Origin of the sequence: Oscillochloris sp. ZM17-4 (assembly GCF_019599295.1) — a bacterium.
Lineage (GTDB): Bacteria > Chloroflexota > Chloroflexia > Chloroflexales > Chloroflexaceae > Oscillochloris.
Map to the genome: position 1 here is coordinate 1 of NZ_JAIEWN010000017.1, position 13,457 is coordinate 13,457.

A 13,457-nucleotide genomic window follows, 5' to 3' on the forward strand; every position below is an offset into this window, starting at 1 on the left:
GCGCCGCAGCGTCGCCGCGGGCCTCGCCGACCGCCCGGCGAGCCAGGTCGCCCGCGTGATCGCCCAGGCCCGCGCACGCACCGATGTGCGCGACCTCGCCGGCTGGGTCGTGGCCGCGCTCCGCGACCTACCCGACGAGTCGCCGCCCGAGTCGCCGCCGACACGGGTCTCAAGCAGCCCCATCCTGTTCCACCCGGGCCTGAGCGGTCGCGAGCGCCAGATCTGGCTCAACCGCTTCCGCGCCGCCGACCCCGCCGACCGCCAGGCGATCCTCGACCGCTTCTTTACGGAGTTTGGCCATGTCCCTGCCAGCTGAGCCCGCCCTGCGCAGCGTACCGTGTGACCTCGACGCCGAGCGGGCCACGCTCGGCGCCATCCTGCTCGACCGCGAGGCGATCATCGCCGTCGCGCCGTTTCTGACGCCTGCCCACTTCTACCTGGAGAAGCACGCCCAGATCTACGCCGCCATGCTGGCTTGCTATGGACGCCGGGAGCCGCCCGATCTAACCACCGTCAGCGGCGAGCTGCGCCGCCAGGGTCAGCTGGAGGGCGTGGGCGGGGCCAGCGTTCTGGGCGAGCTGCTGGCCGGCGTGCCGACCGCCGTGCATGTCGAGTACTACGCCCGCAGCGTCGAGCGCACGGCGGTGGGCCGGGCGCTGATCGAGGCCGGCGGCCAGATCGTCGCCCTGGGCTACGACGACGCCCTCCCGATCGAGGAGCGCCTGGATGCGGCGGCCCAGCGGATCTTTCAGCTCAGCAGCGCGCGCCAGCTCGGCCAGGACTTCGTATCCGTGTCCACCGTGGCCAGCGAGTACCTCGACGCCCTGGCCGCCACCGCCGACGAGGGCGACCTGCTCGGCATCGGCGCGGGCTACCCCGACCTGGACAGGATCACCCAGGGGATGAAGCCGGGCGAGCTCGTGGTGCTCGCCGCCCGGCCGGGGGTTGGCAAGACGGCGCTCGCGCTCTGTATCGCCTACCACGTGGCCCAGCGCGGCCAGCACGTGGGCATCTTCTCGCTAGAGATGGATCGCGAGCTGCTGCTCCAGCGCCTCATCGCCCTGGAGCTGCGCGTACCGACCAATCAGGTGCCCCGGCTGCTGCGGCGGGGTGATCATGCGGCGATTGCGGCGCTGGCCCGGGTGGCCGAGCTGCCGATCCACATCGACCACACCCCGTCGCTGAACGTGCTGGCCATCCGCGACCGCGCCCGCCGTCTGGCCAGCGCGCACCCGATCGAGCTGTGGGTGGTGGACTACCTCCAGCTGGCCCAGGGGGCGAGCGCCAGGGACGATGAGGTCAAGCGGATCACGGCCGTCTCGCAGGGGCTGACCAGCATGGCCCGCGAGTTCCGCGTGCCGGTGCTGGCGCTCTCGCAGCTCTCGCGGGCCGTCGAGAGCCGGGCGGCCCATGTGCCGATGCTCTCGGACCTACGCGGCTCGGGCAGCATCGAGCAGGACGCCTCGCAGGTCTGGTTCATCTACCGCGAGGAGCTCTACGACGACCCATGTGATCGGCCAGGGGTCGCCGAGATTCATGTCGCCAAGCACCGCAACGGCGAGACCGGGGTGGCATCGCTACGCTTTGAGCACGCCAGCACGCGCTTTGTAAGCCTGAGCCGGGCGATGCCGTCTGATGGGCGGTGAGGGCCGACGATGACGAAGCTGCGCGAAGAGTGCATGGCGCAGCTGCGCCATGCGCGGTGAATCGTGCGCCCCCCTTCACGGTGGCTTCTCGTCCCGCGGCGTCACTGGGTCATACGGTCACTGTCGCAGCGGCTAACACTGCCTGCCATGTGACAAACTGGTACGCTGAGGGCGGCGATTATATCAAATCTGGCAAGACCGTGGGCATGTCATGCTGAGCGCAGCGAAGCATCTTCCAGTCGCGTGGATGGGAAGACCCTTCACTTCGCTCAGGGTGACAGGGGGTGTCACGAATCTTCTTGCAACGGTGGCCATGGCGGGCGGCTGAAGCCGCGTCGCCGGGGCGCTGCGCGCCGGGCGTCGGCCTGCGCCGACGCCCGGCGCGATGTCAGTCGCTCGCCGAGGCACCGACGCGCACAGGTTCACCCAGCGCGTATTCGCGGCTAAGACAAGGTTCAATCCAGCTTGATAGGTTGCCGCCGAACGGCCCTCACCCCCCAGCCCCCCGCTCCCGTGGCTTTCGGCCACAGGAGCGGGGGGCTGGGGGGGGTGAGGGCCATGGTGGAACTGTACCGTAAAACCGGCCCCTCTGAAGCCATGTCTAACAATAACGTTACACGCGGGTAACACCCCCTAGCCTCAGGCCCGCGCCAGTCTAGGGGGCTGTTGCAACGTCGTCGAGCACGCTGGTGAACGCCTTGACCACCTGCGGGTCGAAGTGCGCCCCCGCCCCCGCCAGGATGTGGGCGCGCACCCGCTCCTCATCCCACCCGCGCCGGTACGGCCGGTCGGAGCGCAGGGCGTCCCACACATCGACGACGGCGAAGATCCGTGCGGCCAGCGGGATCTGATCGCCCTTGAGCCTGCGCGGGTAGCCGGTCCCGTCGTAGCGCTCGTGGTGTGCGTAGGGGATGGCGAGCGCCTGCTCAAGGAATGCGATCGGGGCCAGCATCTCGTATGCGTAGACCGGGTGCAGCCGCATGATCACCCACTCCTCATCGGTCAGCGGCCCCGGCTTGAGCAAGATCTGGTCCGGCACCCCCATCTTACCGATGTCGTGGAGCAGCGCGCCGCGGCGGATGTGGATCAGGTCATCGTCGGAGACGCCCATCGTGCGGGCCAGGCGCAGCGTCATCTCCGTCACCCGCAGCGTGTGGCCCTCCGTCTCCTTATCGCGTAGGTCGAGCGCGCGTGACCAGCCCTCGATCGTGGCGTCGTAGGCGTGCATCAGCTCCTGGTGCGAGTGCTGGAGCCGCTCGACCATATCGGCGTTGTCGAGGGCGATCGCCAGCTGGCTGGCGAACATCTCTAGCGTGGCGTGCCAGTCGTCCGTGCTGTGGAACGGCCTGCGGGTAAAGAGCTCAAGCACACCCTTCAGCTGGCCCTTCGCCATGAGTGGGATGCCGTAGTACAGAGTGAATTCCTCCGAGGGCGGCACCCCCGTGCCGGTGGCGGTGAGCTCGCCCAGCGTAGGCCGGTAGATCGACGTGTGGCTCTGCGCGATCTGCCCGGCGTAGGTCTCGCCCATGCGCACGGTCTGTGGGCCGAGGGTGCGGCGAAAGCCCCGGCTCGCGACTCGATCCAGTGTTGGGAGCGTGTGGTGCTGGCGATAGATGGTGATCGCGTCCACCCCGAGCTGGGCGATCAGCTCATCGATCACGATGCTCAGCACAATGTCCATGTCGATGCCCGCGCTGATCGCCTTGTCGATATGGTGAAGCGCCTGCATCCGCTGGAGGTGTCGCGCGGTCTCCTCGTGCAGTGTCGCGCGGTTGATCGCGTTGCTCGCCACCTCGGTGATCGCGATCAGGAGGCTCTGATCGGGGGCGTCAAGGGGCTGCTCACGGCCCAGCAGCAGCGCGCCGAAGGGGGTGCCACTGACGCTCAGCGGGACGTAGGCGATCATCAGCGGGCTATCGAGTACTCCGCCATCGCTCGCACCGAAGTGGGGCTGGTTGCGTGTCAGAACGCCCATGAGGGGTGCGTCCGGCACGAGATCAAGGCGCTGTCCGGCGAGGGCGTGCCAGCCCCCCCCAGCCAGCTCAATGGCGACCAGGCCGCCTGTCGCCGGGGCGGTCGCGATGGCGGCGGCGTCCGCCGCCAGGATCTCGCTCACCAGGCTGATGATGACCCCCAGCATATCGGCGCGGCTTGTCGCCGCCGCGAGCGCGGCGCTCAGCCTCGCCCGTGCTTGCTGCTCGCGCTCCCGCTGCTTGCGCGCGCTGATGTCCTGCTTGATCGTGATGAAGTGCGTGATCTCCCCGGCCTCGTTGCGCACCGGCGTGATCACCTGCTCCTCCTCATAGAGCCGCCCATCCTTGTGCCGCGTCGTGATCTCGCCATGCCAGACATGCCCGGCGTGGATCGTGCCCCAGATCTGATCGTAGAAGGAGTCGGGGTGATTGCCCGACTTTATCAGGCGCGGATTTGTGCCGATCGCCTCCTCAGCAGTGTAGCCGCTCACCCGCGTGTAGGCGCTGTTCACCCACTCGATCACCCCGTCCTTGTCGGTGATCACCATCGGGGTGGCCGCCGCCTCCAGCGCCGCGCTCTGGAGCCGCAGCCGCGACTCGGCGCGCTTGCGCTGCACGATCTTCCACATGCTGTCGGCCAGCAGCCCGACCTGGCGGGCGTCGGACTCATCATACAGCCGCTCCTTATTGCCCACGCCGATCACCAGCACCACCTTGCCTTCAGCGTCGAGCACCGGCACGCTCAGGTGGCGCGACAGCGGGGCGTGGCCGGCGGGCAGCCCGCGCCAGCCTGCGGCCTGGGTGTCGTCGTTGTGCATGACCGGCCGCCCCTTGCGCACGCAGTCGGCCCAGATCCCGGCCTGATCGATCGGGTAGTGCGAGTCGTAGACCGCAGCGCAGTGCGCCAGAGTCTCCTTCGACCATGTGAAGAGCTGGATGCTGAGCTGGTCCGGGTTGATGAAGTGCAGGTAGCCGATCTGGCTCGATGTGAGCGTGACCGCGTGCTCCAGCGCCAGCTGGATGATCTCGGACTCGCTCAGGGTGTTGGCCCGCTCGCTGAGCTCGAACAGCGCGTTGAGGCGGCGGTCGTCCATCTGGAGCGCGGCCTGCGCGCGCGCCAGGTCGGTGCGGTCGTGGATGCTGCCGAGCATCATCGTCGGCCGCCCCTCCGCATCACGAATAACCTGGCCGTCCCCATAGACAACCCGCTCCTCGCCGCTCGGCAGGCGGAGGCGGTACTCGAGCGGGGCGGGCTCGCCGTGCTCTAAGACGTGCGCATTTGCGGCCTGCACACGTCCTAGGTCGTCCGGGTGGACGGCATGGGCGATGATCGCATCCAGGTCGCCGTCGAAGGTCGCCCGATCGACACCGAAGATCCGGAACATCTCATCCGACCACGTGACCCGGTTGGTCGCGAGGTCCCACTTCCAGCTGCCGACATGGGCGACGGCCTCGGCGCGCGAGAGGATCGTCAGCATCTCCTCCTGCTGCATTGTCGCCCGCTTGACATCGGTGATATGCTCGTGCGACACGACGACGCGATGGTCGCCGGAGGCGAGCGGCACCGCGCGTAGGACGTACCAGCGCGGCCCTTCGGCAGTCTCGCCGCTGTACTCCAGGCGGAAGCTGGGCTGGCTTCCCCGGAGCAGTGCCTGGAGCCCCTCAAGGGCGTGTAGCGCCTCCGTATCGCCGGAGCGGGCGGACTGGCGGCAGACATTGAGGTAGTTCACGCCGGGGCCGGTGCGGCTGAGATCCAGGTCGCCGTACTCCTGGGCGGAGCGCCGCCAGGCCGCGTTCACCATCAGGATCATGCCGTCGGTGTCCAGCAGCGCCACGGAGTCCTCAAGCGAGTCCAGGATCATCGAGCTGAGCTGAACATCACCCATAGCGCACCTCAAATGTACAATCACGGCGATAAAACGTGGTGGGGCCAATGCGACCTGATCTGTAGCATCCGAGGCCCCCGACGGCGGGCGAGGGGTGTGGGGCTGGCGCGGCAGCGCATCGCAGGTCGCTGTGGAGCGGCATGAGTATATCGATCTAGTATACACCTACGACCTATCAGCGCTGGGCGGCGAAGCCGCCCCCGCAGGGCTGTTGCAACGGCCTGAGCGCACCGCCGGCTGGCGACTGGAGTCGCGCCGGAGCGGCGCTGCGCGCCGGGCGTCGGCACAGGCCGACGCCGGAACCGCCCGCGTCGGCGGGCGGTTGTCCAGAGGCCCCCGCGCTGCGACGTCAGTCGCTCGCCGAGGCACCGACGCGCACAGATTCGCCCAGCGCGTATTCGCGCTAGCAATCCTCTTTGCCAAGAGCGCGTATAATATGTGCCGTTCAGTCATGTTCGGAAGCGACTCATGAGGCGGCCCGATCAGCGATCTAGAACTGGTCGCTTGGGAGGGGTCCTCTACGAGCGCTATACCTGCGACATCGACATACCGGATCGGCGGCCGCCCACCCCAGGTGCGCTGAGCGTTGCCTGTACCCATCGGACAGCTAACACCGTCTGCTCCCCGTGATGCGGACGGCGCCGGCGGTCAGGCAGACGCCTTTTCGGCTCTTGAGGACAGCGTATGCAGCCTAGCACTCATCGCTCCATGGTCATGGAGCCGGTCGCGATCATCGGCATGGCCTCCTTCTTCGCTGAGGCCCACAATCTCGCAGATTACTGGGACAACATCGTCCACGAGCGTAACAGTATCACCGATGTCCCCCCCTCACGATGGAATATCGCCGACTACTACGACCCGGACCCATCCGCGCCCGATAAGTCCTACTGTAAGCGCGGCGGCTTCCTGCCCGATATCGACTTCGACCCGCTGGAGTTTGGCCTGCCGCCGAACATCCTTGAGGTGACGGATGTCTCGCAGCTGCTAGCCCTGGTGGCGGCACGCGAGGCGTTCGCGGACGCCGGCTACGGCGCGGAGCGCGGCCACGACTTCGAGCGCACCGGCGTCGTGCTGGGGGTGAGCGGCGGCCAGAAGCTGATGACGCCGCTGATCGCGCGCCTGCAGTACCCGGTCTGGGAGCAGGCCATGCGCAGCTGCGGGCTGAGCGAGGATCTGGTCGCCGAGGCGATCGCCAAGATCAAGCTGGCCTACATCCGCTGGGAGGAGAACTCCTTCCCCGGACTGCTCGGCAATGTGATCTCCGGGCGGATCGCCAACCGCTTCGACCTGGGCGGGCTCAACTGTGTGACCGATGCGGCCTGCGCGTCGTCGCTCAGCGCGCTCCAGATGGCCCTGAGCGAGCTGACCTCGGGCCGCTGCGACATGATGCTGACCGGCGGGGTGGACACCGACAACTCGCCCTTTATGTATATGTGCTTCAGCAAGACGCCGGCCTTCTCGCACCAGGAGATGGCGCGGCCGTTCGACGCGGAGTCGGACGGGATGATGGTCGGCGAGGGGATGGGCATGCTGGTGCTCAAGCGCCTGTCCGACGCCGAGCGCGACGGCGACCGGGTCTACGCGGTGATCCGGGGCATCGGCTCGTCGAGCGACGGGCGCTACAAGAGCATCTACGCGCCGCGCTCGGAGGGCCAGGCCCGCGCGCTGCGCCGGGCCTACGCCAGCGCCGGCGTGCCGGCGACGAGCATCGGCCTGGTCGAGGCCCACGGCACGGGCACGGTGGCGGGCGACCTGTGCGAGGTGCAGACGCTGCGCGAGGTCTTCGGCGAGGGCAACCCGCGCCAGGCCCACATCGCCCTGGGCAGCGTGAAGTCGCAGATCGGCCACACCAAGGCGGCGGCCGGCTCGGCCGGGATGATCAAGGCGGCGCTGGCCCTGTACCACCGGGTGCTGCCGCCGACGATCGGCGTGGATACGCCCAACCCGAAGTTTGGCCTGGAGGGCTCGCCGCTGTATGTCAACACCCGCGCCCGCCCCTGGCTGCGGGCGGCGGGCGGGTCGCCCCGCCGGGCGGCGGTGAGCGCCTTCGGCTTCGGCGGCACCAACTTCCACGTGGTGCTTGAGGAGCACGCCGGCGACCATCGCCGGCCCTACCGCATCCACCGCACGGCCCAGGAGCTGATTGTGGCCGCGCCGAGCACCGCCGCGCTGCGCGCGCGCGCGGCCGAGCTGGCCGAGGCGCTGGCCGGCCCGCAGGCCGCCCAGGCCTTCGCCGAGCTGGCCGAGGCGACCCGCGGCCTCGACCTGCCGGCCGAGCTGGCCCGGCTCGGCTTCGTGGCCGACGGCCCGGCCGAGGCCCGCGAGCAGCTGCTGCGCGCCGTCGCCATGCTCGGCGGGCAGCCCGACGCCGACCGGCTCCAGCACCCGAAGGGGGTCTTCTTCCAGCGCTACGGGCTCGCCACCGCCGGGCGGGTGGTGGCGCTCTTCCCCGGCCAGGGCTCGCAGTACCTGGAGATGGGCCGCGAGCTGGCGCTGAACTTCCCGCCGCTGCGCGAGCTGCTCGGCCGGGCCGACGCCCACGGCGCGCGCGCGCCGCTCTCTGAGGTGGTCTTCCCGCCCCCGGCCTTCACGCCCGCCGAGCGGGCCGCCCAGGACGAGCGACTCCAGCGCACCGAGCACGCCCAGCCGGCGATCGGCGCCCTCAGCGCCGGCATGTTCGGCCTGCTGCGCGACGCCGGCTTCCGGCCGGATATGGTGGCCGGCCACAGCTTCGGCGAGCTGACCGCCCTCTGGGCCGCCGGAGCCCTCACCGACGATGACTTTCTGGCCCTGGCCCACGCGCGCGGGCGGGCGATGGCCCCCCCGGACGCCCCATCCTTCGACGCCGGGGCGATGCTCGCCGTCTCCGCCGATCTCGCCGCCGCCCAGGCGGTCGTCGGACAGGTGCCGGGGATCGTCGCGGCGAACCTGAACGCGCGCGACCAGGTGGTGCTGGCCGGGCCGACGGCGGCGATCGACCAGGCGCGGCACCTGCTGGATGCCGCTGGCCACCGCGCCACCCGGCTGCCGGTCTCGGCGGCCTTCCACACCCCGCTGGTGGGCCACGCCCAGGCGCCGTTCAGCCGGGCGGTCCACGCCTGCGCCTTCAGCCCGCCGCGCCTGCCAGTGTACGCCAACGCCACCGCCCAGCCCTACCCCGCCGACCCACGGGCCGCGCAGGCGCTGCTGGCCGACCAGCTGCTCCAGCCGGTGCGCTTCCTCGACCAGATCGAGCAGATCTACGCCGCCGGCGGCGCGATCTTCGTCGAGGTTGGCCCGCGCAGCGTGCTGACCAACCTGGTGACGCGCATCCTCGGCGACCGGCCGCATATCGCGGTGGCCCTGAACCCCAGCCGCCAGCATGACAGCGACCGACAGCTGCGCGAGGCTGCGGTGCAGCTGCGGGTGGCCGGCGTGCCGATGCGTGGGATCGACCCCTACCAGCGCGAGGCTGCGCCGGCGCCCGCCCGCAAGCGCCGCGGGCCGACGGTGCGCCTGAACGGCAGCAACTATGTCAGCGAGAAGACGCGGGCCGACTACGCGGATGCGATCGCCCGCCCGCCCGCGCCGAACGTGCCGACGATCAATGAGGAAGACCAGATAATGACGACCCCTCCCGAGAGCGCGCCGCCGACGACCCAGGAGCGCCGCAACGGCTACGTGCCGACCGATGCCCCTGCCCCGGCGTCGCCGGGCGAGCTGATGGCGCAGCTCCAGGCCCACCAGCGCGAGATCCTGCAGGCCCACCAGCAGTTCCTCAGCTACCAGCACGAGTATGTGGGCCTGCTGCTCCAGCTGCCCCAGTCGGCGGCGGCCAACCACGAGGGCGGGCTTGCGGCGCTGCACCAGATCCAGTCCGAGACGCTGCGCATCCACCAGCGCTTCCTCGACCAGCAGGGCGACTACGCCGCCGGGCTGCTTCAGCTGATCCAGCAGCAGCAGGCGGCGCAGACGACCCAGCGGGCCGTCTCTACGCCCGCGCCGGTGGGGCCGGCCCTCACCCCCAGCCCTGCTCCCTCACGGGGAGCGGGGAGTCATATCTCACCTGAGCCGAAGGCCCCGCCCGCGCCGCTCTTCGCCCCGCCTGCGCCGGTTGCTAGCGCGCCGGTGGTCCCCAGCCGGGCGGCCCTCACCTCCAGCCCCTCGCCCGCTGCGGCGGGAGCGGGGAGTCACATCCCTCCTGAGCCGAAGGCCCCGCCCGCGCCGCTCTTCGCCCCGCCGCCGACGGCCCTCGCCCCCAGCCCCGCTCCCGCTGCGGCGGGCGAGGGGAGTCGGACGCCCCCGCTCCCCGTGAGGGAGAGCGGGCTGGGGGCGCCTCCCGCGCCGGACGTGGCGCTGGTGGAGGGGCTGCTGACGGTGGTGAGCGAGAAGACGGGCTACCCGCGCGAGACGCTGGAGCTGGGGATGGATATGGAGAGCGACCTGGGGATCGACTCGATCAAGCGGGTGGATATCCTGGGGACGATGCAGACGCGCTTCACCCTGCCGAGGCTGGCCCCTGAGGAGCTGGCTGAGCTGCGCACGCTGGCCCAGGTGGTCGAGCACCTCCAGCGCGCCGCCGGGGCGACGGGGTCGGCCCTCGCCCCCAGCCCCGCTCCCGCTGCGGCGGGCGAGGGGAGTCGGACGCCCCCGCTCCCCGTGAGGGCGGGCGTGCAGGGAGGTGAGGGCGTCTCTACGGCTGCCCCGGCCCTGCTGGCCAAGCTGACGGAGGGGCTGCTGACGGTGGTGAGCGAGAAGACGGGCTACCCGCGCGAGACGCTGGAGCTGGGGATGGATATGGAGAGCGACCTGGGGATCGACTCGATCAAGCGGGTGGATATCCTGGGGACGATGCAGACGCGCTTCACCCTGCCGAGGCTGGCCCCTGAGGAGCTGGCTGAGCTGCGCACGCTGGCCCAGGTGGTCGAGCACCTCCAGCGCGCCGCCGGGGCGACGGGGTCGGCCCTCGCCCCCAGCCCCGCTCCCGCTGCGGCGGGCGAGGGGAGTCGGACGCCCCCGCTCCCCGTGAGGGCGGGCGTGCAGGGAGGTGAGGGCGTCTCTACGGCTGCCCCGGCCCTGCTGGCCAAGCTGACGGAGGGGCTGCTGACGGTGGTGAGCGAGAAGACGGGCTACCCGCGCGAGACGCTGGAGCTGGGGATGGATATGGAGAGCGACCTGGGGATCGACTCGATCAAGCGGGTGGATATCCTGGGGACGATGCAGACGCGCTTCACCCTGCCGAGGCTGGCCCCTGAGGAGCTGGCCGAGCTGCGCACGCTGGCCCAGGTGGTCGCCCACCTCCAGGCCGCCGCCGGGGAGGCGGACGCGCCCGTGGTCGTCGCCAGGTCGCTGCCAACGCCCGCGCCGCAGTGGGCCGTCGCCACCGCGCCCGCCACGCTGGTGCGGCTGCCCGCGCCGGATCTGCTGGAGGCGGCGGTGCCGAATGGCTGGAGCTGTGTGATTACCGATGACGGCACGGACGCCGCCGCCGCCCTATCCGCCGCCCTGGCCGAGCGCGGCTGGCAGCCGGTGGTGCTGCGCCTGCCGACCTCCCTGGTCGGCGCGCGGCCCGCGCTGCCGCCCAGCGTGGGACGGGTGGCCCTGCAGGATATGAGCGAGGGCCAGCTGGAGCAGGCCCTGCGCACGATCAGCGAGAGCTACGGCCCGGTCGGCGGGTTCATCCACCTGCACCCGCAGCCCGCATCCCTGGCCCCGTCCAACGGCCTGCTCAGCGAGGCCGAGCAGCAGATCGTAAAAATGGTCTTCCTGGCCGCCAAGCAGCTCTCGCCCGCGCTGACGGCGGCGGGGCGCAGCGGCCGCCCGCTGTTTATGACGGTCACGCGCATGGATGGCGAGCTGGGCGCCGGCACGTCCCGCCAGATCAGCCCGGTCGGCGGCGGGCTGTTTGGCCTGGTGAAGACCCTGCGCCAGGAGTGGCCCGGCGTCTTCTGCCGGGCGATCGACCTGAGCCCAGACATTGGCCCGGCCCAGGCCGCCCAGCTGATCGCCGCCGAGAGCGCCGACCCCGACGCGCGCCTGTCCGAAGTGGGCCACGGCCCGCGCGGCCGCGTCACCCTCGCGGCCGATCTGCCCCTCGGTGGCGCGTGATGGTCGGTGCCGACGATCTCTTCCTGGTCAGCGGCGGGGCGCGCGGGATCACCGCCGCCTGCGTGGTCGGCATGGCCCGCCGCTTCGGCTGCGGATTCCTGCTGCTGGGGCGCACGCCGCTCGCGCCGCCGCCCGAGTGGGCCGGGCTGGGGCTCGACGATGCGGCCCTCAAGCAGCGCATCGCGGCGGATATCACGGCGCGGGGGGAGCGCCCGCTGCCCGCCGCCATCCAGCGGGCCTGGCGCGATATCCGGGCCAACCAGGAGATCGCGGCGACCCTGCGGGCGGTGCAGGATGCCGGCGGGCGCGCCCGCTACCTCTGCGCGGATGTGGCCGACGAGGCGGGCTTGCGTGCAGCTATAGCCGATGTCGGCCCGATTACCGGGGTCATCCACGGCGCGGGGGCCCTGGCCGATAAGCGCATCGAGCAGAAGACCGGCGCGGACTTCGACTCGGTCCTCGGCCCGAAGATCGGCGGGCTGCGCGCCCTGCTGGCCGTCGCCCCGCCCGGCGGGCTGCGCCACCTGGTGATCTTCTCGTCGGCGGCCGGCTTCTACGGCAACCTCGGCCAGAGCGACTACGCGATCGCCAACGAGATCCTGAACAAGGCCTCCCTCCAGCTCCAGCGCGACCACCCGGCGTGTCGGGTGCTCTCCCTCAACTGGGGGCCGTGGGATGGCGGCATGGTCACGCCGGCGATCAAGGCGCTGTTTGCCCAACGTCAGATTGATGTCATCCCGGTCGATGGCGGGGTCGAGGTGCTGCTGACCGCCCTGGAGGCGGATCGCCCCGGCGTGCAGCTGGTGGTGGGCAGCCCGATGCGCGCCGCGCCAGCACCGCTCGCCGGCGAGCTGATCACGCAGCGCAGCTCACGCCAGCTCAGCGTCGAGGCCAACCCCTTCCTGGCCGACCACATGATCGGCATCCACGCCGTGCTGCCGGCGACGGCCGCGGCGTCCTGGATGATCGACGCCTGCCAGCGGCTCCACCCCGGCTACCGCCTGCGCCGCTGCGACGGCCTCCAGGTGCTGAAGGGGGTGGTCTTCGATGAGCAGCTGGCCGGGCGCTACCGGCTGGAGCTGAAGGAGACGGCCAAGGATGCGCCGGCGGGGATCGTGCGGCTTGACGCGCTGATCTCTAGCGTCACCGCCGAGGGCCGCCCGCGCTACCACTACCGGGCGAGCATCGAGCTGGGCCGCGCGGTGGACGCGCCGCCGACCCTGGCCGGGCTCGACCTGGCTGAGCGTGACGCCTGCGATGGCGCGGCGCTCTACGCCGACGGCACGCTCTTCCACGGCCCCAGCCTGCGCGGCGTCCAGCGGGTGCTGCACATCGACGGCTCCGGCCTGACCCTGCGCTGCGCCCTACCTGCGCTCAGCGCCGAGGCCCAGGGCCAGTTCCCGGCGGGCGACTTCAACCCCTTCGTCGCCGACGCGCTGTTTCAGTCCTGCCTGATCTGGGTGCGCCGCACCTATGACGCCGCCAGCCTGCCGCTGGGCTGGGCCTCCGCCGAGCAATATCTGCCGCTGGCCTTTGACACGCCGACCTACCTGACCCTGGCGGTGCGCGAGGCCACCGAGCAGCGCCTCGTCGCCGACATCGCCGCCCACGACGCGGCCGGCCGGGTGGCCCTCCAGCTACGCGGGGTCGAGGCGGCGGTCAGCCGCCAGCTCAACCGGCTGTTTGCGCATGATCGCGCCACTGGCTCGCCACGCTGATCCCGTGGGGTATGGCTGTAAGGGCGCAGCAGCGGCCCTGGAACTGTGCCGCTTCACCCCAAGACCGTTGTGGGCCGCTGCTGCGCCCTTCCGACTGCGGCCCTGGAAATGTGCCGTACACGCTAGGCATCAGGGGCCGCTGCTGCG

At 70.9% G+C, this 13,457-nt stretch carries 5 protein-coding genes; 4 read left to right on the forward strand and 1 reads right to left on the reverse strand.

The genetic code is table 11. The annotated features are described in order from the left end of the window. On the forward strand, positions 1-316 hold a 316-nt coding region (locus K2Z83_RS13965), incomplete at its 5' end, for a hypothetical protein (RefSeq protein WP_220595801.1). Continuing rightward, positions 300-1,646, forward strand: coding sequence for a replicative DNA helicase (gene dnaB, locus K2Z83_RS13970; protein ID WP_220595802.1), 1,347 nt, complete (start codon positions 300-302; stop codon positions 1,644-1,646). The genes K2Z83_RS13965 and dnaB, both read left to right, overlap by 17 nt. 655 nt (positions 1,647-2,301) lie before the next feature. Here dnaB and K2Z83_RS13975 read toward each other — a convergent pair. After that, on the reverse strand, positions 2,302-5,505 hold the full coding sequence (locus K2Z83_RS13975) for a GAF domain-containing protein (RefSeq protein ID WP_220595803.1): 3,204 nt from the start codon (positions 5,503-5,505) through the stop codon (positions 2,302-2,304). A 684-nt stretch (positions 5,506-6,189) separates the two neighbouring features. Between K2Z83_RS13975 and K2Z83_RS13980 the strand changes: the two genes are divergently transcribed. After that, the gene (locus tag K2Z83_RS13980; RefSeq protein WP_220595804.1) at positions 6,190-11,592 is read left to right on the forward strand and encodes a type I polyketide synthase; all 5,403 of its coding nucleotides are present in this window, start codon (positions 6,190-6,192) and stop codon (positions 11,590-11,592) included. Next, on the forward strand, positions 11,592-13,310 hold the full coding sequence (locus tag K2Z83_RS13985; protein ID WP_220595805.1) for a KR domain-containing protein: 1,719 nt from the start codon (positions 11,592-11,594) through the stop codon (positions 13,308-13,310). Before K2Z83_RS13980 ends, K2Z83_RS13985 begins: the two co-directional genes overlap by 1 nt. Positions 13,311-13,457 lie beyond the last annotated feature (147 nt).